The organism is Draconibacterium mangrovi, from assembly GCF_010586825.1.
Classification (GTDB): Bacteria; Bacteroidota; Bacteroidia; order Bacteroidales; family Prolixibacteraceae; genus Draconibacterium; species Draconibacterium mangrovi.
This window is the reverse complement of record NZ_JAAAGB010000003.1, coordinates 200,330-224,755: the sequence shown is the minus strand read 5'-3', so window position 1 is coordinate 224,755 and position 24,426 is coordinate 200,330. Positions and strand designations below refer to the sequence as shown.

27 protein-coding genes are annotated in these 24,426 nt (G+C 36.7%); 14 read left to right on the top strand and 13 right to left on the bottom strand.

The window, feature by feature from the left end; all coding sequences use genetic code 11:
- Positions 1-96 precede the first annotated feature (96 nt).
- Together G4420_RS10385 and G4420_RS10380 are read left to right on the top strand one after the other, a co-directional pair.
- Positions 97-1,047 carry an NAD(P)H-dependent flavin oxidoreductase gene (locus tag G4420_RS10385; protein ID WP_163323579.1) on the top strand — a complete coding sequence of 317 codons (951 nt, stop codon included), beginning with the start codon at positions 97-99 and terminating at the stop codon, positions 1,045-1,047.
- Positions 1,048-1,507: 460 nt separating this feature from the next.
- Positions 1,508-1,699: a hypothetical protein gene (locus tag G4420_RS10380; RefSeq protein ID WP_163323578.1), complete on the top strand. Its 192-nt coding sequence runs from the start codon at positions 1,508-1,510 to the stop codon at positions 1,697-1,699.
- A gap of 300 nt (positions 1,700-1,999) precedes the next feature.
- Here the strand turns inward: G4420_RS10380 and G4420_RS10375 are convergent, their stop codons facing one another.
- Positions 2,000-3,565 carry a sulfatase family protein gene (locus tag G4420_RS10375; protein WP_163323577.1) on the bottom strand — a complete coding sequence of 522 codons (1,566 nt, stop codon included), beginning with the start codon at positions 3,563-3,565 and terminating at the stop codon, positions 2,000-2,002.
- A gap of 285 nt (positions 3,566-3,850) precedes the next feature.
- Here G4420_RS10375 and G4420_RS10370 point away from each other — a divergent pair, with 285 nt between their 5' ends.
- The 4 genes from G4420_RS10370 to G4420_RS10355 all read left to right on the top strand — a co-directional run bounded on the left by G4420_RS10370 (position 3,851) and on the right by G4420_RS10355 (position 7,351).
- Positions 3,851-4,681 carry a prephenate dehydratase gene (locus G4420_RS10370; protein WP_045029807.1) on the top strand — a complete coding sequence of 277 codons (831 nt, stop codon included), beginning with the start codon at positions 3,851-3,853 and terminating at the stop codon, positions 4,679-4,681.
- A 17-nt stretch (positions 4,682-4,698) separates the two neighbouring features.
- A complete protein-coding gene (locus tag G4420_RS10365; protein ID WP_045029805.1) occupies positions 4,699-5,223 on the top strand; it encodes a flavodoxin in 525 nt (174 codons plus the stop codon).
- A gap of 148 nt (positions 5,224-5,371) precedes the next feature.
- Positions 5,372-6,685: an aminotransferase class I/II-fold pyridoxal phosphate-dependent enzyme gene (locus G4420_RS10360; RefSeq protein ID WP_163323576.1), complete on the top strand. Its 1,314-nt coding sequence runs from the start codon at positions 5,372-5,374 to the stop codon at positions 6,683-6,685.
- 99 nt (positions 6,686-6,784) lie between these two features.
- Positions 6,785-7,351 (top strand): Crp/Fnr family transcriptional regulator, encoded by a 567-nt coding sequence (locus tag G4420_RS10355; RefSeq protein ID WP_045029800.1) that lies wholly within the window; start codon positions 6,785-6,787, stop codon positions 7,349-7,351.
- A gap of 2 nt (positions 7,352-7,353) precedes the next feature.
- Here G4420_RS10355 and G4420_RS10350 read toward each other — a convergent pair whose 3' ends face one another.
- From G4420_RS10350 to G4420_RS10335, 4 genes are all read right to left on the bottom strand, one after another.
- Complete coding sequence (locus G4420_RS10350; protein ID WP_163323575.1) at positions 7,354-8,193, bottom strand: mechanosensitive ion channel family protein; 840 nt, start codon at positions 8,191-8,193, stop codon at positions 7,354-7,356.
- Positions 8,193-8,963: a DUF432 domain-containing protein gene (locus tag G4420_RS10345; RefSeq protein ID WP_163323574.1), complete on the bottom strand. Its 771-nt coding sequence runs from the start codon at positions 8,961-8,963 to the stop codon at positions 8,193-8,195. Before G4420_RS10345 ends, G4420_RS10350 begins: the two co-directional genes overlap by 1 nt.
- 170 nt (positions 8,964-9,133) lie before the next feature.
- The gene (locus G4420_RS10340) at positions 9,134-9,502 is read right to left on the bottom strand and encodes a YccF domain-containing protein (RefSeq protein ID WP_163323573.1); all 369 of its coding nucleotides are present in this window, start codon (positions 9,500-9,502) and stop codon (positions 9,134-9,136) included.
- A 13-nt stretch (positions 9,503-9,515) separates the two neighbouring features.
- Complete coding sequence (locus G4420_RS10335) at positions 9,516-9,935, bottom strand: hypothetical protein (RefSeq protein ID WP_163323418.1); 420 nt, start codon at positions 9,933-9,935, stop codon at positions 9,516-9,518.
- Between the two features lie 188 nt (positions 9,936-10,123).
- On the opposite strand from G4420_RS10335, the gene G4420_RS10330 reads away from it, so the two are divergent.
- Entirely contained in the window at positions 10,124-10,453 is a 330-nt protein-coding gene (locus tag G4420_RS10330; RefSeq protein WP_163323572.1) for a YjbQ family protein, read from the top strand.
- On the opposite strand, the gene G4420_RS23435 is transcribed toward G4420_RS10330, so the two are convergent.
- The 4 genes from G4420_RS23435 to G4420_RS10310 form a co-directional block, all read right to left on the bottom strand.
- On the bottom strand, positions 10,446-10,613 hold the full coding sequence (locus G4420_RS23435) for a YjbQ family protein (RefSeq protein WP_163323801.1): 168 nt from the start codon (positions 10,611-10,613) through the stop codon (positions 10,446-10,448). The genes G4420_RS10330 and G4420_RS23435 overlap by 8 nt on opposite strands.
- Before the next feature lie 108 nt (positions 10,614-10,721).
- Positions 10,722-11,183, bottom strand: a complete 462-nt coding sequence (locus G4420_RS10320) for a hypothetical protein (protein ID WP_163323571.1) — start codon at positions 11,181-11,183, stop codon at positions 10,722-10,724.
- 206 nt (positions 11,184-11,389) lie between these two features.
- On the bottom strand, positions 11,390-11,677 hold the full coding sequence (locus G4420_RS10315; protein ID WP_163323570.1) for a hypothetical protein: 288 nt from the start codon (positions 11,675-11,677) through the stop codon (positions 11,390-11,392).
- Between the two features lie 131 nt (positions 11,678-11,808).
- Complete coding sequence (locus tag G4420_RS10310; RefSeq protein ID WP_163323569.1) at positions 11,809-12,219, bottom strand: secondary thiamine-phosphate synthase enzyme YjbQ; 411 nt, start codon at positions 12,217-12,219, stop codon at positions 11,809-11,811.
- A 378-nt stretch (positions 12,220-12,597) separates the two neighbouring features.
- Between G4420_RS10310 and G4420_RS10305 the strand changes: the two genes are divergently transcribed.
- From G4420_RS10305 to G4420_RS10285, 5 genes are all read left to right on the top strand, one after another.
- Positions 12,598-13,890 carry a hypothetical protein gene (locus G4420_RS10305; RefSeq protein ID WP_163323568.1) on the top strand — a complete coding sequence of 431 codons (1,293 nt, stop codon included), beginning with the start codon at positions 12,598-12,600 and terminating at the stop codon, positions 13,888-13,890.
- A 344-nt stretch (positions 13,891-14,234) separates the two neighbouring features.
- On the top strand, positions 14,235-14,804 hold the full coding sequence (locus G4420_RS10300) for a tyrosine-type recombinase/integrase (RefSeq protein WP_163323567.1): 570 nt from the start codon (positions 14,235-14,237) through the stop codon (positions 14,802-14,804).
- 113 nt (positions 14,805-14,917) lie between these two features.
- Entirely contained in the window at positions 14,918-16,891 is a 1,974-nt protein-coding gene (locus tag G4420_RS10295; RefSeq protein ID WP_163323566.1) for a site-specific DNA-methyltransferase, read from the top strand.
- A gap of 2 nt (positions 16,892-16,893) precedes the next feature.
- Positions 16,894-17,205 carry a hypothetical protein gene (locus tag G4420_RS10290; protein ID WP_163323565.1) on the top strand — a complete coding sequence of 104 codons (312 nt, stop codon included), beginning with the start codon at positions 16,894-16,896 and terminating at the stop codon, positions 17,203-17,205.
- Between the two features lie 2 nt (positions 17,206-17,207).
- Positions 17,208-19,865, top strand: coding sequence for a restriction endonuclease (locus G4420_RS10285; protein WP_163323564.1), 2,658 nt, complete (start codon positions 17,208-17,210; stop codon positions 19,863-19,865).
- Positions 19,866-19,949: 84 nt separating this feature from the next.
- Here the strand turns inward: G4420_RS10285 and G4420_RS10280 are convergent, their stop codons facing one another.
- The 3 genes from G4420_RS10280 to G4420_RS10270 form a co-directional block, all read right to left on the bottom strand.
- Positions 19,950-20,333, bottom strand: a complete 384-nt coding sequence (locus G4420_RS10280; RefSeq protein ID WP_163323563.1) for a hypothetical protein — start codon at positions 20,331-20,333, stop codon at positions 19,950-19,952.
- Between the two features lie 26 nt (positions 20,334-20,359).
- Complete coding sequence (locus tag G4420_RS10275) at positions 20,360-20,677, bottom strand: hypothetical protein (RefSeq protein ID WP_163323562.1); 318 nt, start codon at positions 20,675-20,677, stop codon at positions 20,360-20,362.
- 375 nt (positions 20,678-21,052) lie between these two features.
- Positions 21,053-22,696, bottom strand: a complete 1,644-nt coding sequence (locus G4420_RS10270; protein ID WP_163323561.1) for a recombinase family protein — start codon at positions 22,694-22,696, stop codon at positions 21,053-21,055.
- 60 nt (positions 22,697-22,756) lie between these two features.
- Here G4420_RS10270 and G4420_RS10265 point away from each other — a divergent pair, with 60 nt between their 5' ends.
- Complete coding sequence (locus tag G4420_RS10265) at positions 22,757-22,912, top strand: YjbQ family protein (protein WP_163323560.1); 156 nt, start codon at positions 22,757-22,759, stop codon at positions 22,910-22,912.
- Positions 22,913-22,965: 53 nt separating this feature from the next.
- Here the strand turns inward: G4420_RS10265 and G4420_RS10260 are convergent, their stop codons facing one another.
- Positions 22,966-23,871, bottom strand: a complete 906-nt coding sequence (locus G4420_RS10260; protein ID WP_163323559.1) for a metallophosphoesterase family protein — start codon at positions 23,869-23,871, stop codon at positions 22,966-22,968.
- A gap of 275 nt (positions 23,872-24,146) precedes the next feature.
- Here G4420_RS10260 and G4420_RS10255 point away from each other — a divergent pair, with 275 nt between their 5' ends.
- A complete protein-coding gene (locus G4420_RS10255) occupies positions 24,147-24,413 on the top strand; it encodes a cupin domain-containing protein (protein WP_163323558.1) in 267 nt (88 codons plus the stop codon).
- Positions 24,414-24,426: the final 13 nt, after the last annotated feature.

Genomic DNA, 24,426 nt, shown 5'->3' with positions numbered 1-24,426 from the left:
TATAAGCATTATTTTTTTTGAACCTCTGCTATCGTTCAATCGTTCAGCATGGTGTTTATTTGTTATTTCAATAGTTTATTGTTTTGAAAAGAAAGTATGAACCGTATTTGTAATCTATTCAATATAAAATACCCCGTAATTCAAGGGGGAATGGTTTGGTGTTCGGGATGGAAACTGGCCTCGGCAGTGAGTAACAGCGGAGGACTGGGACTGATTGGCGCCGGATCGATGCACCCCGAAACGCTGGAGGAGCATATCATAAAAATGAAGGCGGCAACCGACAAACCTTTTGGAGTGAATGTGCCTTTGATGTACCCCGAAACCGAACGTGTAATGGATATTATTGCCGCACACGAAGTGCCGGTGGTTTTTACATCGGCCGGAAGTCCTAAAAAGTGGACCGGCTGGTTAAAAGACAAAGGAATTACAGTGGCCCATGTGGTGTCGAGCTCGTTTTTTGCCGGTAAATGCGAGGCAGCCGGTGTTGACGCTATTGTTGCCGAAGGTTTCGAAGCCGGTGGCCACAACGGACGCGAAGAAACCACTACGATGACATTGATTCCATCGGTGCGAAAAGCTACCAGTTTACCCTTGTTGGCAGCCGGAGGAATCGGATCGGGAGAAGCGATGTTGGCTGCAATGGTTTTAGGGGCTGATGGTGTTCAAATAGGATCGGCATTTGCCGTGTCGGAAGAATCGTCGGCACACCCCGAATTTAAACGATTGGTAACCGAACTCGGCGAAGGCGGTACAAAACTGGCCCTAAAAAAACTGGCACCGGTACGGTTGGTAAAGAACAGCTTTTTTAACCGGGTTGATGAAGCCGAAAAAGCCGGACAAACAGCTGAGGCTATGGCCGAATTACTTGGTCGTGGCCGCGCAAAAAAGGGAATGTTTGAAGGCGACCTGAACGAAGGTGAACTGGAAATTGGACAGGTTTCTGCTCAGCTAAATCAGATCAGACCAGTCGCAGAAATCATGAAGGATATTATTGCTTCCTATGAAGCTGCCCAAAAAGCTGCGGGGCAGGGACGATTTGAGTTTTAGATTGAAGAAGATTGAGCACTGAGATTTGAGACTGTGAGACGATGAGCACTGAGACGGTGAGATTGAAGCAGATTGAAGCAGATTGTTAAATTGTAAAACTGTTAAATTGCAATCTGCGACTGCCAACTGCGACTGCGACTTTCATTCTCTGTGAAACTCCATGACTTCTCTGCGCAACTCTGTGGTAAAATCCAATTGTAAAATTGCAATCTGCGACTGCCAACTGCGACTGCGACTTTTTCCCTTGTTGAAACTCCGAGAATTCTCTGCGCAACTCTGTGGTAGAAAATAAAAGATAACCAATATGCTGTTGTATACCTGCGAAAGCTTCTCGTTGGTGAGCAAGGTACTTTCGTAGCTCTACGCTAGCACTAAAATGATGAAAAAAGTGATGTCGTAGGCATACGACGGCTTCAAAATGGTGGGAAAAGTGCTTTCGTATTGCTACACTAGCTCCAAAATGGTGAATAAAGTCTTGTCGTATGACTACGCTAGCACTAAAATGATGAAAAAAGTGATGTCGTACGCCTACGAAAGCTTCAAAATGGTGGGAAAAGTGCTTTCGTATTGGTACGCAAGCTCCAAAACGGTGAATAAAGTCTTGTCGTATGACTACGCTGGCACCAAAACGGTGAAAAAAGTGATGTCGTAGGCATACGACGGTTTCAAAATGGAGAAAAAAATGCTTTCGTATTCCTACGCCGGTCCCAAAAAGGTGAATAAAGTCTTGTCGTATGACTACGCTAGATCCAAAACGGTGAAAAAAGTGATGTCGTAGGCATACGACGGCTTCAAAATGGAGAAAAAAATGCTTTCGTATTCCTACGCCGGTCCCAAAATGGTCAAAAAAATGCTGTCGTCGGCCTGCGACGGCTTCAAAATGGTGGATGGGGAGCCTTTAAAATCAGTTAGTAATATTTTTTTTGTTGCTGGTGAAAGCTATTAACTGCTTTTATTCATTCATAAAATCTACCTGCTGCCATTCGAAATCGATCGGATCGTTTTGTTGCGGTACTCCCGGAGTACTTCGTCCGTCAACGATGTATTTCGTCAACAGCGACTTTAGTTCATCAGCCTTTCCCGGATTTGTTAGGTAGAGATTGTTGGTTTCGCCCGGATCGGTTTCCAGGTTATACAACTGGTATTTCGGAAGTGTATCAATAACTTCCTTATTTCCCGGACGCGGATAACTCCAGCCGCCCGAGCCCGGGCACAAATTCAATTTCCACGGACCTTTACGAATGGCAAAACTTCCGTTAACAGAATGGTGTACGGTTGCCTCACGAATGGGCTGGTTGTGAGTGGATTCGCCTATCAGTGGTAACAAACTGAAACTGTCTTCTCCTTCGTTGTCTGCCAGTTGGTAGCCAATAATTTCGGCGCATGTTGCCATCAGGTCGGTGGTGCAGATGGTATGGTCTGACGATGATCCCGGAGTAATTTTCCCCGGCCATTTTACGATAAACGGAACACGGTGGCCTCCCTCAAAAATGTCGGCTTTGTGTCCCCGGAATATGTAACTGGGATAGTGGCCTTTTGCGGTCATCTCCTCAATTTTTGCAGCCGGAGCACAACCATTATCGCTGGTAAAAATCACAATGGTATTTTCTTCAATTCCTGCTTCTTTTATTATTTGTTGCAGCTGTCCAACATAGTCATCAACCATCATCACAAAATCGGCATAGGGATTTAAACCACTTTTATCCTGCCATTCCTCGGTTGGTAAAATGGGTGTGTGAGGTGAGGGCAGCGCCAGGTACAAAAAGAACGGTTTCTCCTGCTTCGATATTTGTTTTATGTACGAAAACGATTTACGGAAAAAATTAGGCGTCACATCTTCGTGAACAAAATCGGCCGATGTAGGCCCTTCGCGCCACCACGAGTATTTGCCCGTATTTACAGTCACCGAATCGGGAACTTGTGTGGGCATGCCGTTCTCTACATAAACATAGGGAGCCATATCCAGTGAGGCGCTGTGCCCGTACGAATAGTCAAAACCCAATTCATTCGGACCATTTTTCACCGGTTTCGAAAAATCAACATTATCGAAATCATCCGGATCCCAGCCTTCTCCACCGTTACCTGCTTCATCTTTTATGGCCCAGTCCCAGCCCAGGTGCCATTTTCCGATAAATGCCGTTGTATAGTTGTTTTCCTGTAGCATTTTAGCCACAGTCTTCCTGCTCTGCGGAATAAGTGCTTTTGATTTGCCGGTAAGCACACCCGATTTTAATGTGCTTCGCCAATTGTAACGGCCTGTTAAAATGCCATAGCGGGTGGGAGTGCAAACAGCCGAAGTGGTGTGTGCATCGGTAAAACGTATGCCATCAGTAGCCAGTTTGTCGATATTCGGAGTGTGTATTTTCCCTTGCTCGTTAAAAGCCGATACATCGCCGTAGCCCATGTCGTCGGCTAAAATATAAATGATGTTCGGATGTTTTTGCTCGTTGGTTTTTGTTGAACATGCACTTAAAAAAAGTACTGCGACAAGATAAATTGGTAGGAATAAGTTCTTCATTGGTTTAGTTTAATTTCAGTTGTTAGTGTTGACACAAAGATAAAAGGTTCGTGAAATAAATTCCTGATCGGACCATTTTTTGAATGTTTTTTAGAAAGTATTGGGAAGCGTAAAACCAACCCTTGATTCAGATTCCCCTTAAATGCCGAATGTCAGATTCACAAAGTGTTGCAAAAATAATTTCAGGAATTATGACGATTGTTCTTTAATTTTTAAAGGCATTCTGTGCCGAAACCCTTTCACTTAGCGCATAATTCGTATATTTGGTCTGCTTAAAAGAAATTAATGAAACGGATAGCAATTCAAGGAATAGCCGGCTCTTTTCACGAAGATGCGGCCCGACGATATTTTGATGAAGATATTGAGGTGGTTGAGTGTAAGACATTTACTACCGTATGCGAGATGATTGATAACGACCAGGTGGATTATGCCGTGATGGCCATTGAAAACTCCATTGCCGGTAGTTTGTTGAATAATTACCAGTTGATTCGCGATTATCACTTGCGCATTATTGGCGAGATTTATATTCATATTCAAATGAATTTACTGGTGAATGAAGGAGTGAAACCGGAGGATATTACAGATATCCACTCGCACCCCATTGCGTTGCGCCAGTGTATGGAATACATCGAGCACAATTATCCGAACGCCCAGTTGCACGAAAAGCTGGATACGGCGGCATCGTCGAAACTGGTTGCCGATAAAAAACTAAAAGATGCGGCATCGATAGCAAACCTGCGCTCGGCCGAGTTGTATGGATTGAGTGTGCTGGATACCGGAATTGAAACCAACAAGAAAAATTACACCCGCTTTTGGGTTTTGTCGAAACATGGCAACCCAACCGAGGGAAGCAATAAAGCATCGGTTTGTTTTGAAGTTGGACATTTTTACGGATCGTTGGCTGCGGTGTTAAATACCTTTGCCAAGAATGAGATTAACCTCACCAAAATTCAGTCGGTACCAAAAATCGGTAAACCCAATGAATATATGTTCCACGTTGATATTGAGTGGGAAAAACCTGAAAATTACGATCACGCCATTCACCAGGTGCTGAAATGTGCATCGAGCCTGTCGATTTTAGGCGAATATCAAAAAGGAAACCTGCATAATGAATAAAACTAAAACAATACGATATGAGTAAAATAGCAATTTTTTACGGTCCTGAAGGTGGATCGGTAAACCGCGTGGCAGATAAAATAAAAGAACTAATTGGCGAAGATAAAGTGGAGATGGTAGCAGTTAAAAATGCTTCGGCTGCCGACCTGGAGAAATATGATAAGATAATTTTTGGTCTTTCAACTGTTGGAAAAGACACCTGGGATTCGAGTTTTTCAAACAACGACTGGGGAAAATTTTTACCTGAAATTTCAAAAGTGGATTACAGCGATAAAACAGTAGCTATTTTTGGTTTGGGCGATCATGTAACCTACTCGCATGCTTTTGTTGATCATATTGGTTTGCTGGGTAAAGAGCTGATGAAAAACGATGCTGTTTTAGTTGGACCGGTTGATACCGAAGGTTACGAGTTCGAAGAATCTGACGCAGTGGTTGATGGTAAATTTATTGGTTTACCGCTTGACGAAGATTTTGAACCTGAGATGACTGACGAACGTGTAGCAGCCTGGGTGGAGCAAATTAAACCTGACTTCGGATTCTAAACACCTTGATTACAGAGACTGAGGACTGTGAGTTATTGAGACTGAAAACTGCGACTGAGACTGTTAGTCTCTGTGCAACTCCGTGACTTCTCTGCGATGCTCTGTGGTATAGACTGAACGCTGAACTCGAAACCTTGAATTTTAAAGCATGAACAATTCACCTCTCGACAAAAAACTTGTTGAAGATAAGATAGCGCAATTGCGCATTCCCGATATTGGCAAAGCATCCATTCGCGAAATTGTTGCGTTGGTAAACCTTGTTGAAGAAGCCAGCGATTTTAAATACATCCGAATGGAAATGGGTGTGCCCGGTTTACCGCCTGCAAAAGTTGGTGTTGAAGCCGAAAAGGATGCACTCGACCGCGGTGTTTCGGCTATTTATCCAATGGTTGACGGAATAAAACCACTGAAGGAAGAATCATCGAAATTCATTAAAAACTTTCTGAATGTTGATGTGGCACCTGCGGGTTGTATTCCAACTACCGGATCGATGCAGGGAACCTACGCCGCTTTTATGGCGGCCGGTAATTGCGATAAAAATAAAGATACCGTTTTGTTTATCGACCCGGGATTTCCGGTGCAGAAACAACAAATGATGGTGCTGGGCCAGAAATACGAAACTTTCGATGTATTTAATTACCGCGGCGACAAACTGAAGGAAAAACTGGAATCGTTTCTTGCAAAAGGAAATATCAATTCAATTGTTTATTCCAATCCAAACAACCCGGCCTGGATCTGCTTTAACGATGAGGAGCTTCAGATAATTGGTGAACTGGCCAATAAATACGATGTGATTGTAATGGAAGACCTGGCGTATTTTGGTATGGATTTCCGAACCGATTTCTCGAAGCCGGGTGAAGCGCCATTTCCTCCGTCGGTTGCTCATTACACCGATAATTATGTGCTGTTTGTCAGCAGCTCAAAAATATTTTCCTATGCCGGTCAGCGTATCGGCATAATGGCTATTTCTGATAAATTGTTTAGCCGCGATTATCCCGATTTGCAGGAGCGTTTTAAAGGAACAACCTTTGGTGCTACTATAACTTTGCGTTTGCTGTATTCGCTTTCGTCGGGTACAAGTCATTCGGCACAGTGGGCACTGACAGCCATGTTTAAAGCTGCAAACGCTGGCGAGTTCAATTTTGTGGAGGGCGTAAAAGCCTATGGCGAACGTGCCAAAGAAATGAAACGCCTTTTCCTTGAAAACGGCTTTAAAGTAGTTTACGAAAACGATTTGGGCGTACCCATTGCCGATGGTTTCTATTTCACTATTGGCTATCCGGGAATGACAGGAAACGAGTTGGTTGCCAACTTGCTTTTCTATGGAATTAGTGCCATAGCACTTGATAATACCGGTAGTGATGAAGAAGGCATTCGGGCTTGTGTATCGTTTGTGCTGCCGCATCAGTTTGGCGACCTCGAAGAGCGCCTGAAATTGTTTAACGAGAATTTTTCAAAATAAACTTTTTGCATTTTTAATGCGAGTAGCGAGAGAGAAATCTGTTTAGAAATAGATTTCTCTCCGTTTCTTCCCGAAATTGCAGAAGAAGATTAGAGCGAAATGGATAGACAAAAGATAATATCGCGATTTGAGCATACCCTGAGCCTGATTGATACTTTCGATTTGCATAACGAACCGGTGGTGCTCAAAAAGGGCGAATTATTTATTGACTACGGCGAAAAGAACAAAAAGCTGGGGATTTTGCTTGATGGTTTACTTTATGCTTCTTATCTGTCCGACAGCGGTACTGAATGGGTGTCGCGTTTTTTCTTCCCTCCCAATAACTTTATTGTTAGCAATCACCGCGGATTTGTGCTGGGTAAAGATTCAACCGAAGCCATTCGTGCTTACGAAGACTCGCGTTTGATTTTTATTGAGAAGGATGAGTTTAAAACTTTACTCGATGAGAATCACAAGTTTGAGCGTACGGTGCGTATTCTTGCCGAAGAAAGTTATATTCAGGCAATGGACCGTATTCACTCGTTCCAGTCGCTGAACGCGGAGCAGCGCATCCGTAAGTTTTTTGTGGAATACCCTGAGCTTGCTCAAAAGTTACAACGTCAGCACATTGCTTCATATCTTGGTATTCACCGAAACATTTTAACCCGAATTCTTTATAAATTGTAGGTTTATTTTTTGCCTGTTGTTGTGTTCATAACCGGAAAAGGTTTGGTGGCTTCGCCGGTGTACAACGTAACGTGTGGGAACGGGATCTCGATTCCTTCGGCATCAAAACGGGCTTTTATCTCCTGGAAAATAGAATTTTTTACTTTCAGGTAGTTTTGTTTCTCGAACCAGATTCCCAACAGAATATCAATTCCGCTTGCTCCAAAATCTTTGAAAACGATTAATGGCTCCGGCTCGTCTAAACTCAGTGGATTTGCTTTTGCAACTTCTTCCAGCAAGGTTTTTACTTTCGCCAGATCTTCTTTGTAGGCTACACTTACGTTAAAATCCAGGCGCCTGATAGGGAAACGTGTAACATTTATCAGCTCGGTTGAAATAATGGTCTGATTTGGAATTCGCAACAGCTGGTTATCAAAAGTTCGTATTTTAATGGATAGCAAATCGATGCTAAATACTGCACCAGCTTTATCGCCAACTTTAATCACATCACCAATCTCGAATGACTTTTCTCCTACCAGGAAAAATCCGCTTACAATATTACCAATACTGGTTTGCGAGGCCACACCAATTACCAGCCCGATAACACCCGCAGCACCAAAAAATGGAGCAAGGTTTATTTTCAACTGGGCAATAATAATGAATGTAAGCAACAGAAATCCGGAGTAGTACACCAGGCGCTGGATGATCATTTTTCGCTGCTGCGACAGGGACTTAGGCAGCAGTTTTTTTACAATGAATGCCAGCGCATAAATAATTGCAACACCAACCACCAGGATGATCAGTGCCCACATTAATCTTTCCAGATTCTCAGCATTAAAATATTTCGAAAAGTCAAATTCCATTATTCTGAACGATAAATGTTTTTAATAAAATGAAAGTTAATCTTAAGCATACTTTTGCCTTCGGGGTTTCTTGGTTTGGCAACAATATCGTGGTTCTCGCCATGATAAGCTTTTGAGAAACCATAGTTTACTGAGCTCAGATAATCTTTTCCTTTGTATTCCAGTTTCACCTGACTGGTAACCAAATGATTGCTGTGTTTCACCAAATGCATCTGATCAACACGAATAATCAATCGTTCGAGTTCGAGAGCTGCATTGTCGTTGTTATAAATGGTTATGGGGCAAATGGCAAATTGCTCATCAGCTTCAATTGTTTTAAAATCCAGATAGTGCTCCGATTCAAGAGCAAAGGCAACTTCGCCGTTTACCGGTTCGCCAAACCAGGTGTTCGATATTTGTTGCAAGGGAAACTCTGCAAGCAGGGTTTCATCCTGCTTTTTACTGGCGTACACCTGAAGGATGAGCGGGATTTTAACAAAAAAAGTTAAGCGTTGTTTGGGCGAAATTATTATTCGGCTGCTCTTAAAAACCATCGGTTTTTCGGGCAGGGCAGGAGCCAGTATCAGTTTATTTGATTTTCCTGAGTGGTAATAAGTTCCGTCAATAATTTCACTGGTGGCAATTTCCTGTCCATCGTATGTATCGTCAAAAGCTTTTAGGTACCAGCCTTCGTCGTTGCGTTTAATTCCCAGCGTGAACGTGCTGTGGTGGATTAATTCACTTTCACCAGGATTCAGTTGCTTTCTACCGTATATTGATACTTTAGCCATAGTAAGAATTTGATAACTAAAATTATCATTTTTTTAGTCCGAAAAATCATATCTTGAAAAAAATCCGGCATTGCCGGATTGATTTCTATAGATTTTATTTTGTATTAATATAACCTGTGAAAATATCTTTTGTTTGAGATTGCTGAACGAATTAATCGGAATGATTCGAATTATACAATTCTTCTGCCAAAAGGGGTAAGTGCCAGCGAGGCCATTTTGAAATGTTGTTTCGCCCACGGAATACCGATAATCGTAATTCCCAAAAGTAAGCCAAAAAGTACGTGAGTTAGCATAATCCAAATTCCCCCAATTAATAACCAAATAATATTCATGATGGTTGACAGACAGCCCGGGGCATAATCCATGTATTCAATTTTTTGACCGAAAGGCCAGAGTGCGAGTATGCCGAGTTTAAACGACTGAATACCAAACGGGATTCCAACGATTGTTATACAAAGTGCGATGCCGGCTAGCATGTATTCCAAAAAGATGGCAAAACCACCGAATAGTAACCAAATTAAGTTTCCTAAAATTTTCATCTGTTTATAATTATTAATTCATTTTTAAAAAGAAATACAAAGCCAGTAATAGAAATACAAATAAAGCGAGTAAAAGTATCACAATCTTTGGCATTGCATTTTGTTCAGCTATTGTTTGTCTGTCAATTTTCTGATTTATTTTGGCCAGTTCTTTCTTCTTAAAACTCTCGCCAAGTGCCACCCCAATCGATATTCCAATTCCTGCGCCCAGCGCAATACCAAGTCCTATATTATCCAACGCAACCCCCAGTGCAATTCCGGGCCCCATTCCAATAGCGTAACCAATGGCAATTCCCCGGCCCATTGCTTTCGAAGCCAACTGATTATTCGCGCTGTACATTCCTGCTTTATTTTGTTTGATCAGGATAATTACCAACACCGATAATAGTAAAATGCCAATGGCCAGTCCAGCAAAGAGTAGAGTTGCGTTCATCGTTTTCTTTTATATGTGTATCAAACCAAAACGAAATTACTTATTTCATCGGTTTTTCTACCGCGTGAAAAAGGTAAAACGCCGATAATTACAGATGAGTGTTAAATATTCAGCATCGAACAAGTGGTATTTTTTCTACAGTTGCTAAATACTTTTTAATTTTAAGCTTTTGAATAGAAATCAGAATTATGATTGAACAGAAAGAAATAACACTTCCTGCATTCCGACGCGGATACCATTTAATTACCCGATTAATTGAAGAGCAATTACCGGACCTGCCCGAGAAAGGTTTGCTGCATATACTGGTTAAACATACATCGGCCGGTATTACGTTGAACGAAAACGCCGACCCGACTGTGCGCACCGATTTTGAGAATTTTATCAATAAAATGATCCCCGAGAACGATCCGGTTTACGTGCATACCTACGAGGGAGCTGATGATATATCATTTACACAATATTTTAATACATATTGCACATTGATGAACAAACAACTCAAAAATCAGTTAATCAGTTAATTATACTTACAATAATATTTCTACTGCCACCATGATTTCTGAATTCGTATAAGTAAATTCCTTGCCAAGTACCCAAATTCAAACGGTGATTAGTGATAGGAATGGTTAGTTCTACACCAAATAGAGAACTCTTTACGTTCGCAGGAAAATCGTAGCTAATCTATTTTAATACATAGTGATTTTGGTTCAACTTAATTTATAGGTTGAACCTTATTGTATGGAAGACTATATAAATTAAGAAAGAACATTGTTTGGGAGAGATTTTAATTTAAATATTATACCAGTCGAGATAACTATACGTTTCTGTTTTAAAATGTTTGTTATCTGCTTTGCTACTTGCCTCAACTTTGACAGACAGTCCATCCTCAGAGAATGTTAAATAATATAATATTCCATTCTTTTCAAAATTAACAGTATTCTCATGTGTACTGTAAATGGAAGACTGTCCTACAACTCCATTTTTTTTCAGCGATTTAGCCGTGGAAACCGCATCGCCTGTTACTAATTGAGAATGGACTTTATTTTGCTCAGGTCTAAAATAGAAATACGATGTTGACTTTGTATTCAAGTTCATCTCACAACCATGTCTAACATAATACATTTTGCGTTGCCATAATGTAGGTTTTTTGTACTCGTGATGTATTAAATCTCCATCATCATCGGTTGTATAATACCCTACCTCCTTGAGGTCATTCTGCTTAAAATAGATACCGTCATTCAGAATTTTCATACTTTTTCAGGACAATTTATATCTCTGCATGCTAATATAATTAATATTGGATTTACTAAGAGGATTTTGCAATCTAAAATGGATAAGTTAATGGAATTTCAACGACTTCATAGGCTCAAAAAGTTTCACAGCTTGATTGATAATGCAAGTTTTAGCAAATATGTTTTTCATTCCAAAATACCTGAGTAAAGTTATTTTCGGATTTCCTATTTCATCGAAATAAAGATTTCCTGAAAGTTTCTTTCGCATTCTTCAAGATAATACAGTATAAAATGTTTAATTCCCATTACTTTTGCTGTATCAAATTCATCACGGTTTATTTTAATATCTAACACAAAGACGTTTGAGTCCTTCTCTCGGTTCGACCAAATCAATTCTTTTATTTCGCCATATAGAGCATCGTCTCCAATACTAAATTCGCACGAAAGAAATTTATTTTTAAATCTTCTCTCAAAATCTTTTTTTAAGTGTTCAAATCCATATTCAAATTCCATACAATATGTTTTTTATAAAATTATCAAAATAGACCAACAGTAATGGTTCACATTGGATTTTGTTTCAAAAAGTTGTTCAAGGTGCACCTTTTAGAAAAACATTTAAAAATTTGGAAGCCATCAAATTGGCACTAACTAAGAACAGTTAGAACAATCTTCCTACTACCCCCATGATTGCGAAATTCACATAAGTATATCCCCTGCCAAGTACCCAAATTCAAACGGTGATTAGTGATAGGAATAGTTAGTTCTACACCAAATAGAGAACTCTTTACGTGCGCAGGAAAATCATCAGCACCTTCAAGTACATGAGTGTACACTGGATGGTTCTCTGGTATGAGTTTATTGATGAAGTTTTCAAAATCATACCGTACTGAAGGGTCGGCATTTTCATTTAAAGTTAATCCAGCCGATGTATGTTTTAATAGCAAATGAACTAATCCATTTTTGGGTAAGTCTGGTAGTTTTTGTTCGATTACGTGAGTTATTAAATGAAAACCACGAGAATAGCTATTTAATCTTATTTCTGATTGTGTTATCATATATAGTTGAATTATTGTTCTGTTGAATGTACCAAATATTTTGTAACAATTTAAAAGAGAAAGCGTATAAACACCATCACAAAATTGAAAAGTAATAAAATGAAATAAATAAAAATTCACATAAAAGTATATGTCAATGGCAGGTTATACACCTGTCATTGTTGGTTTAAAAAGGGAACACTTTTTTTAATTAAAAAATGTATCTGATACGTTCGAAAGGTGTTGAGTTTAAAGTTTGTTGCATCCTATGTGTAAACCATGAATCAAGTGGTTTAACGAAATCTTCTGAATGCTAAGAATAACAAGGGGTTCAATGTGGTTTTGATGGTGTGACTACTCAAACCAATGAGTAGTTTTATAATCGATAAATTTAAAAATATGAATAATGTAACAAAACTAATATTTGTTGATTGCTTGGAGATAACATTCACTGGTGTTATTTCAAGTGATGGTAATTATACCCTGAATAGAAAGCAACAAATATCTAATGACTGTTTCATTATTTACCGTAAAGGCAATAGGTATTATAAATTTATAGCTGATGTTTATATGAGCGGAATTAGTATTGGCGAAATACGGTTCATTCCACGCCATTCATACAAAAACAATCATCCAATATATTTCAAATTTAATAACCAGATATTATACCAATCTAACTTTACAAATTACATTGATAAGCTGTGTAAAATATTCAATATTAAATACCAATATATAAGCCTGTTAGATATAGCTGTGGATTGCATTTCCCATACGTTGATAGATTTTACTAATAATTATTTAATCCAAACACGAAGACGCAAAAAGTACTCTGTTAGACACAAGGGTAAAGTCCAAAGAAAGAGTATTAGTACCGATATTGACGGAATGATTAAATGGGGAAATATCAGGTCTAATAAATACATTAAAATTTACAACAAAACCAATGAGTTACAGCAGTGTAAGACAGATAAAAGTTATATAAATCAGTGTTGGCAAGATAATGGGTTGAATTATACAGGCGAAACTGTTGAACGGTTTGAACTTACTTTAAAGCAGACACACGCTAAAAATATTATTTATAATAGATTGTGTGATAGTAACTACCTTGCATCAATCCTTGCAACCCATTGTAAGAATTATTTTGAATTCGAAAAAACAATCTCAAATCATGATAAAAAATGGAAAAGGAATGTAACACCAATTCGATTTGATGAATTTAGTACAGAACTATTAACGAAAACCAAACCATTAGTAGTTCAAGCCACCAGAAACGAAAGGATTACTTTAAAGAATTTATATTTCAATATGGCTCAGGCACTTTATATTGATTTATATATGCCAGAGGAATTTGATGAAAAGTTTAATCCAGAGATAATTAGTAATTATAAAAAATGGAATGAGACCATAAACGACCATCTATTCCTGCATCCAACTTTGATTCAATACTATAAAGAGAAACAAAAATACTGGGCAAAAGAGTTTATTCAGAAAAATGAAATTGTGAATGGGACGATACAGTTTGATGATTTTGTTGGCGAATTGGAAAGATTAAATCTTTCACAGAATTACGCTACACATGTAAAAAGCCAAAATGAAATCAAAAAACAAATCACATCAAGTTACAGAAAAACAAACAAGCAATTAATAAAGTTGGATGCACTTAGAATCGAGGTAAAAAAAACGGGGAATTAAAATTCGATTTATATACACATTAATATGCTTTTAAACGTACTATAACTCTTAATTAAGATTGTGTTTGGAGCATTAAATGTGCTGAAAATCCTTCAGGTATCGGTGATTTATACATCTTTTGCTCTCAAATGACAAAAATGTACCTGATACACGTGCATTTTTAATTGAATTTATATTCTGTGAAACCGTATTTTATAAATCTTCAATAATAACATTATTGAAGATTATTTCACAACTATCACATATTTAGATGGTTATGTGGCGACATGTGATAATATATTAAATTTATTCTTCATTAATGAGCCATCCTTGTATTAATGAAGATATATTACTAAATTTACTGTATGAATAAAGCAAGCGATTACATAGAATTTGATAAGGTAAATTACAAAGCTAATTTATTGTTGAAAGACCCTAAGAAGTGTGTTCTTGGTTTTTATTTGATATTTAGTATTAATACTGGATTGCGGATTTCTGATACATTAAGAGTTAAGCATGGTGATATAACAAGCAATAACACACTGATTGTTGAGGAAAAAAAGACTAAGAAAAAAAGAACCATTACACTTAACAATAATGTGATTAATGCATATGCAAAGTTGAAGTTGATGCTTACTGAAAATGGAATAAAGTTTAACGAGCAAGATTTCATCTTTGTTAGTCAAAAGGGTACTGTATATCGTACACAATCTATCAATGAAGTGTTAAAGCAAATATTTAATACAAAAGAGTTGCAGGTTTCATCGCACTCTTTACGCAAAGCCTTTGGAAGAAGAATTTATGAAAACAATAACGAAAGTGAAAATGCTTTGGTGTTGCTATCTGATATATTCGGGCATTCAAGTATTGCAATAACCAGACGTTATATTGGTATTCGGCAGAAGACCATTGAAAATGCTTATTTAACATTATAAGGGATAACCTATCTATTAATCCATTTTAAAAATCAATTTTTAATTGCGACATTGCATTCATGATTGTGCGTGAAACGCACGATCATGAAATACCTTTAAAAACAACCAAAAACATGGACGGTAAAAGCCTTACTCCACAGGAGATAAAGTTACAACAACTAAAAGAAATATTGCCAGAAGCATTTAGTGAAGGGAAAATTGACATTGAAAAACTAAAAGCAACATTGGGTGATGATATTAACTTCTCAAACGAACGTTATGTACTGAATTGGGCAGGTAAAAGCGAAGCATTTAAAGTTTTGCAAGCACCTTCGGCAAAAACACTAATACCTGCTAAAGATGAATCCATAAACTTCAGTGAAACGCAAAATCTGTTCATAGAAGGTGAAAATTTGGAAGTACTTAAAGTTTTACAAAAATCTTATTTCGGGAAGGTGAAAATGATATACATCGACCCACCATATAATACAGGAAGCGATTCGTTTATTTATCCTGACAAGTTTTCTGAAACAAAAGCTGATTATGAAAAACGTGTTGGTGATAAGGATGAAGAAGGCTATATGACCAAAGATGGCATGTTTAAGAAGAATAGCAAGGAAAACGGGCAGTATCATAGCAATTGGTTGAATATGATGTATCCTCGTTTGTTTATGGCTAAAAATCTGCTTAAAACTGATGGGGTCATATTTGTTTCGATTGATGATAATGAAGTTCATAATTTACGCTTGTTGTTAAATGAAGTATTTGGAGAAGAAAATTGGATTGGAACGATAGTTTGGAAAAATGCAACAGATAATAATCCCACCAATATTGCAGTCGAACACGAATATGTTCATGTTTTTGCAAAGGACAAAAATTCGATAGAAAGTGTATGGAAAAGTAATGTTTCTGTTATCAAAGATTTGCTTGTAGAGGTAGGTCAAAATCTTATCAATCAATTTAAAGATTTAGAACAATTACAATATGAGTATGCCAAATGGTATAAGCAAAATAAGAAATTTCTTGTTCCCTTGGATAGATATAAGTATATCGATTTTGGTGGTATCTATACGGGAAGTCAGAGTGTTCATAACCCAGGGAAGGAAGGATATAGGTATGATGTTGTTCATCCTGTAACTAAAAAACCTACAAAACAACCATTAATGGGGTATCGATTTCCTGAAGAAACTATGCTGGAATTGTTGGAGCAAAAGAAGGTGATTTTTGGAAAGGATGAAAATAAAATTATTGAATTAAAAGTTTATGCAAAGGATTATCAGGAAAAGCTATCTGGTGTTATAGAATTGGACGGAAGGTTAGGTTCTTATGATATGAAATCTCTGTTTCCTGACAAAAAAAGATTATTTAACAATACTAAACCAATTCAGTTTTTGAATCAATTTTTCCCATTTCTTTTAAATGAAAATGATATTGTATTAGATTTCTTCTCGGGTTCTGCCTCAACAGCACATGCTGTTTATCAATTAAATAGTGAGGACGGTAAAAATCGGAAGTTTATATGCATTCAATTACCAGAGAAATGTGATATAAAAAGTGAAGCATATAAAAGCGGTTATGCAACAATTGCAGACGTTGCAAAGGAAAGAATTCGAAGGGCATCATATAAAATCCAAGACGGTCTAAGCAAGGAGAAGAAAAAGAAAAATTCAGAATTGAATTTTAATGAAAAAGAATTTGAAGTAAAACAGGATTTAGGTTTTAAAGTATTGAAATTAGCTGAAAGTAACTTTAAGCAATGGCAGCAAATTAAAGGAAATGATGCTGATGCGTTGGCCGAACAAATGAAGTTGTTTGTTGACCCTGTTTCAGAAAAAGCTACTACTGAAAACATGGTCTATGAGTTATTATTAAAGAGTGGAAAAGACATTAATTGTCGAATTGATAATAGTGATGATTTCTACTGTGTAAATGATACTGAATTAGTGTTAATGCTTGAAAAAGCTACTCAAGAAATTGTAAGTAGTATTTTGAAGATTAAGCCACAAAAGGTAATTGCATTAGACCGTTTGTTTAAAGGAAACGACCAATTAAAAACAAATACAGTATTGCAAATGAAGGATGCAGATATTGAATTTAAAACAATTTAGTTATGTCAAAAGAAACTATTGTTGAAGGTATAATAATTGGTGGTGTTGGTGGTGCAATTGCTGGTCTGATAATATGGCTTGCAGATTTGATAAAAAAAGGTATCATGAATAAATGTCATACCATTAAAGTGAAAAAGTGGCTTAAAAATAATACAACGCCAAATCAGGCAAAAGAATGGCGTTCAACAAGGGCGATTGCGAGCCATAATGATTTAACTGAAGATAGGGTTCGGTTTGTTTGTAGTAATTCTTCGAATATCCAGCTAAACACAAAGGAAGGTAATGAATCTAAGGAACTTTGGAAATTAAGGTAATTATGAAATTAACGTTTGATTCAAATCTTCAATACCAAGCAGAAGCTATAAAATCGGTAACTTCATTGTTTGAAGGTCAACCATTAGAAGATTCAATAGCTGAATTTGATTTTACTAAGGATGTTGGAGTACTTAATCTTATTAATGGTGTTGGCAATAAGATGGTACTTTCACAAGACCAAGTTCTTAAAAATCTTCAATCGGTGCAGTCTGAAAATGAAATTCCACAGTCCAAAAAATTAGATGGAATGCATTTTTCTGTAGAGATGGAAACTGGTACAGGTAAAACCTATGTGTATTTGCGTACCATTTACGAGTTGTTTAAGCAATACGGATTTAAGAAATATGTGATTGTTGTACCATCTGTGGCAATACGTGAAGGCGTTCTAAAAAACCTTCAAATTACACATGAACACTTTCAAAATCTGTACGATAATATTCCAATCAATTTTCAGGTTTACAATAGTGCTAATCCATCATCGCTAAGGGGATTTGCTTCGGGGAATAACATCGAGGTACTGGTGATTAATATTGATTCATTTGCTAAAGATGAAAACATAATTAATAAGCCAAATGATAAATTGAATGGTCAAAATCCGATTGAATTTATACAGTCAACAAATCCAATTGTTATTGTGGATGAACCCCAAAACATGGAGACAGAAAAGCGTTCGGCTGCAATTGATAACCTAAAACCATTATGCACCTTACGGTATTCGGCAACCCACCGAAATCATTACAATTTAGTGTATAGTCTTAATCCTGTAAAAGCATATGATTTAGGTTTGGTAAAGCAGATTGAAGTAGATTCAATATTGGAAGAAAATTCGTTTAATGATGCATTCGTGGCATTAGAATCTGTTACAGCAACTAAAACCAAAGTTACAGCTAAAGTATCGATTAACGTTAACGAAGACAATGGTGTTAAAAAGAAGGCTATTACAGTAAAAGTAGGTGATGACCTTTATAAGAAATCTAAAGAACGTGAAATTTATGCTGATGGCTACATCGTTGAAGAAATAGATGCAGCTAATAATTGTATTGCATTATCCAATGGTAATATGCTTTACAAAGGGGAGATTCAAGGTGGTTTAACTGATGAGGTGATGAAGTTTCAAATAAGAAAAACCATTGAAGAACACCTGAAAAAGGAAAAGCGTTTGAGTGGCAAAGGAATCAAGGTGTTATCATTGTTCTTTATTGATAAGGTAGCTAACTACAGGCAGTATGATACGACAGGGAATGCAATACAGGGAAAATTTGCTGAATGGTTTGAAGAAATATATCAAGAGTACGTAAGCAAACCAGCATTTAAAGAATTAAATAAATTTCCAGTAGATAAAATCCATAATGGTTACTTCTCCCAAGACAAAAAAGGAAAAGTGAAAGATACATCGGGGGAAACAAAAGCTGATGATGATACATACAGCTTAATAATGAAAGACAAGGAAAAACTACTTGATATAACCAATCCTTTGAGGTTCATATTCTCACATTCTGCTTTACGAGAAGGATGGGATAACCCTAATGTATTTCAAATATGCACTTTAAACGAAACCAAATCTGACATGAAGAAACGTCAGGAAATTGGACGAGGTTTGCGTTTAGCTGTTAATCAAGATGGTAAACGTATTTACGACCAAAACATAAATCGGTTAACAGTGGTTGCGAATGAATCGTATGATGATTTTGCCAAAACATTACAAAAAGAAATTGAAGAAGATTGTGGTGTTGAGTTTAAAGGACGTATCAAAAATAAACGTGAACGTACCGAAATAAAATATCGTAAAGGATTTGAGGCAGACCCAAGATTTCTTGAGATATGGGAAAAAATAAAGAAGAAAACCACTTACAGGGTTGATTACGACACGAAGGATTTAGTTATTTCTGCTGGTAATGCAGTTAAAGAATTACCAGAAATAAAAGCACCATCCATACGCTCTACAAAAGTTTCAGTAACGATGACAGACGAAGGTGTGGGGACGAATTATGCAGGTGATAAAGTTGAATCATATGATGGTTACGCATGGAAAATACCAGATGTATTAGGTTATATCCAAAGTAGAACAGAGCTAACACGTTCGACAATATTAGAGATATTAGAAAAATCTGGAAGAATAGGTGACATATTGATTAATCCACAACTATTCCTTGACTTAGCTTCACAGGCAATTAGACGTACTTTATATCACTTAATGATAGATGGGATAAAATACCATAACATTGGTGGAATAGATTACGAAATGGCTTTATTTGAGGCGCAAGAACTTGAAATTTATTTAAATGATTACACGTTTAAAGTATCAGATAATTCTAAAACCATTTATGATGAATTAATCCCATTGGATTCTGGTGTTGAAAACAAGTTTGCTAAGGATTGTGAAACAAGCGACCAAATAAAGTTTTATTTCAAATTACCTAATTGGTTTAAAATACCTACGCCAATTGGAAATTATAATCCTGATTGGGCAGTCGTGTTTGAAGATGATATGAAAGTGTATTTTGTTGCTGAAACTAAAGATACAGGAACGCCAGAAGTCGATTTATCAAAATTGAAAGTTGATGAACAGTTAAAAATTAAATGTGGGAAAGCACACTTCAATGAGTTTGAAGATTTGGATTACAAGGTGGTGAATAAAGTTGGGCAATTGATAAGTTAAATGAATATTTCAGTTAACTATTGCAAGCAAAAAATGATCCGGGGGTGAAACCCGCGGTTCATTTTGTTGTGGATAGCAATTATTTTAACAGCCGCAGTATTCTTTTATAAGAATTCTATCAACCTGATTTTTAATATAACCTGCATCAATCAAAATCCAAGTAGATTGATGCTCCATATCCAGAAATAGTTCCAGTTTTTTAACGTGGTTGGTAGATATTTCTTTTAAGAGCACGTTTACTTTTTCATTGTCGTGGTACACATCTGTTAGCTTTACATGATGAACATTCATTTTTTCGTTTTCAGACCAGACCAATAGATAGGAACATCCCGTTACAACTATATGCTGATCTGCAAGTACCGCTGGTGAGTTAATAAGAAATGAATCATTGCCAATGGCTATGTACTGATTGTTTAAACCAAGTAATGTCTGGTCGTAGTATGGAAATCGGTCTTGTAATTTGCTCATGATTGCTGTTTTACGATTTAATTAATTTACGAATCACGGGAAACTAATTCCTGAATATCATTCCATTCAATCAGCAGAAATTGAAACGATTTATCGTTAGTGTCAATTGTAAATGTGTCCGATTGACCAGTGAAAACATCTTCCAGATAAAGCTGAATGTTATTGTTCTCTACAACAAGGTCGTTCAACTTAACCAGACCAAATGAGTTTGGTGAAACAAACAGAAATTTTCCACCGAAATCCGATTGTATTTTAGTGTCTTCACGGTGTAGGAATATTTTTAAGTGGTTAAACTCTTGCGGATTAATCGTCATGTTGGTTATTAGTTCTCCTATTGTATTCATAGTGTGCCTTTTTTCATATAAATACGGATTAGAGTTACAAAACTTGTCATAATCGCTGTTTTATCCGTTAAAAATAATGTACGAACCACGGTACCCCCCCGTGGTTACCCCCACGGGATACCCCCATTATATTAACGAGGTGCAGCGTATGTAAATCTTTTATACGTTTCGTTTTTGCTAAATCGAAGGTCTGTGTTTTTACTATAAATGCTTAAATCAATTTTTTATTTTGAAAATTGAAACTCGTTTCGGAAAAAAGAAGGTCTTAAAAAAAATATAAAAAATTGATAATCTGGAAGAAAGGGGTTCAACCTTCTTATGGGAAAGTGAATTTTTATTTAGAAAAATTTAGGTCAGGGTGTAAAATGGAAGGTCTTATTTGGCTTTGTTTCTTACAAATCTTTTTTCAATTTTAAAATCTACTTCTTGCCACAAGATATTATTGCCCCATGCAGAAATAAATTCGTTATTGTAGCCGTTATGTCCGTCATCATAAAAATCAGTGCAAATTTCTATCAATTGGGGAATCTTTTTGAAATGTACCCGATATAACAATGGTACTTTTGGGTTCATATGGAAATATATCATAACGATTTTTGTATGATTTGGTATTTCATCAATTATTTCAACTTCTTTAATATGCCTTTGTACAATTTTTTGCTTTTCTTTTAAATCTTCAATTGCATAAACACCATTTTCGTATTTACGGTATTCAGTCCACAAATCACGTTTTTCAGTATTAATATCGTTAATTCTATTCTCCAACTGTGTGTTTAAATTGGTAGTAGCAACGATAGCATTAGTAGCTTCTTTTACTTCTGCATCTACATTTTTAACGTTAGCTAAGTATTTTTCTTCAGAAATACCGCCATTAAAGTACATGGTATTATTTCGTTCTTTCTTAGCTTCAGATTTTTCTATGGTCAATCTAAGATTATCTATCTTTTGTTTATTAACATTTATCTGCTCGACTAAATTTTTAATCGCATCCTTAGAATTGTTCATAACAAAGTATGTTTCTTCAATTACACTCGCTTCAAATAGAATTGTATCTAAAACATTAATATTAATACTTGCTGATTCTCGACAAGCTAATGTTGGATTAATTTTTTGTTCTCTACCAAATCGATTGTAACACAAATATTGAATTGACGATTTCATTGCCAAATATTTTGCACCACAATGGTTACACTTTATTAAACCTTTACCAAAGTAGATTTCATTGCTTTTATCCAACTTCTTGTTATTCTTCTTTTTTAGCTCTTTAACCCTATTAAACTGTTCCACAGATATAATTTGTGGATAAACTCTGTTCATTCCATACTTGTTACTTAAACCTGTGTATGCCTCACATTTTAATGTTTCATTTACAAATGATATTGAATTGTGTAAACCTCTCTCTACAATTTCCTTATTCAGCTTCCAAACACTAATTCCTGCTTCATACCTGTTAAATACATATCGTATTAATTCAGCTTCATCATCTTTTATCTGGTAATAACCATTATCATCAACGGTGTAACCATATTTAATAAAACCACCACTATACTTACCTGTTTTAGCATTTCGTATTTTTGAACGATGAAAACGTGCTTTTTTTGTTCGCATCTCACTTTCTGTCATTTGTAGGAATAACGAGAATGTTATGTCGCCAATTTCGTAAGGAGCAGTAATGGAATCATTAAACAGTTGTATTTCAGGGTGTGTGCAGTAGAATTGTATTTTGTTTTTGAAGAAAAAGTCTTTTAATAAGTGACCTTCGGTTTGATTCCGAGCTAACCTTGACAATTCCCATACAAAGACCGCATTTATTGATTTATCTTCTGCGATTGACTTTTTTAATTTTATTATACCTTGTCTTTCGTCAATTGTTAATTTTATGGCAGATTCTTCGTGTTCTACGATTATTAAATCTTGTTCACTGTATTGCTTATCAATAGCAGTTTTGATTAAATCGTTTTTTTGTTCCTCATATTCCTGTGTGTCCGATGAAACACGGACTAATAGAATTGCTTTCATACACAATATCAATTAATTGAACCAATACAAATATATGTATTAATTTCCAACTAATATGATATGCCTGCGCACCTTAAATCGTCGGTTATTGGTGCCGAAGTAACCATACCCATTACTCGCCATCGCTTAAATTTGGGCACCTGGCAGGGAATATATTTTGGCGAATTCCGTGATTACGGAGGTGCACGACGATTGGTATTAACGATATATAGCTAAAAGCAGAAAAACCGGGAACTCCCCGGTTTTTCTGCTTCATTTTATGTGCTGTATTAATTTGTTTCTTTTACATCCCAGCCATAATCGATGTATTCCCAGCTAAAGTTTTCTCCTTTAACATCAATCTTTAAAAATCCTTCTTCCATGCCAAATCGTTGGCCTTGCCACCACTGCGAAGAAACAGCTCCCCCGGTAATGTAATGAATCCCATTGTATTCAATATCTTCGAGGAAATGCAAATGGCCCTGTAAAACCAGTTTTGTATTGTGTTGTTCGAGTATCTCCCTAACCTGGTTCGCATTGGTAACAATCGAGCCCTCCGACATCCCCTCTGTAGGGTCTTGCATAATCTGCGATCCTATACTTAACAACGGAATATGTATGCTTACGGCTATTGGTTTGTCTCCTGCTGTTTTCAGATCATTTTTTAGCCACTCCAGTTGTTCTTCGTCAACATGTCCGTAGTAATGTCTGTCGTTTGTAAATCCAATTCCGTCAAGAACCACAAAATGCCAGTTTTTATAATCGAACGAGTAATATCGTTTGGCCAGTCGGTTTTGGTAAAGCTGTTTGCCGTATTCTTCATGCGACGGAGAAACGCCGCTATTTTCGTAAAGTCCGAAAACTTCATGATTTCCCATGGTGTTATAAACCGGAGCTTTCACTTTTGCTACCGTATTTTCGTATAGCTTGTAAAGGCTGTCGCTGACCTCATATGTCTGCCCAAGCGCATCCATTATGTTGTCGCCTCCGGTTAACACAAAATCCGGATTCAGACTGTTTATCGTATCAATAGCCTGGCTAAAACCTTCTGTTGCATTTCGTTCTGGCGTGATATGAATATCAGTCATAAATACAAAAGAAAAGTTATCTGTTTCTGAATGCGCTTGCTGGTTGGAATTTTGCGTGCAACTAAAAAACAGAAATAGGCTTAATGATAAATAGATAAGTCGTTTCATTTTGTTTTTTTTTTAAATTATTCTGTGAATTTAGCAGAATTAGCGAAAAAAAAAGTTGATTATAATTTAAATAATCTTTAACTGCTAATTGGTTGCTACCTAGAACTTGTATGAAAACAGGCCGCTTTTCGTCATCAATCAGGAATTATCGTAATTTATAATATCACAATCGAACTCCTGTTATACAGAAAGCATATGAGAATGATTTTTTATCGAAAAATGTCACAGATTTTTATCATTTTTGTTCGTAATTTGTGAAACTAAATTTAATACTGATGAAAATTTCCGTTGACAACTATTCCGAGGAAGAATTACAGGAAGAGGGAGTTTTTGAATGGCCGGTTCGTAAACTCGATGAAGAAAAAATGGATTGGTACTACGATGAAACAGAGTTGTGTTATATTGTCGAGGGTGAAGCGGTAATAACAACTGAGTTTGAGATTATAACAGTGCGAGCAGGTGATTTTGTAACCTTTCCGAAAGGTCTCGAGTGTGTTTGGGATGTAGAGTCCGAAATAGAAATGCACTATTCCTGCGAATAATCATATTTGCTTT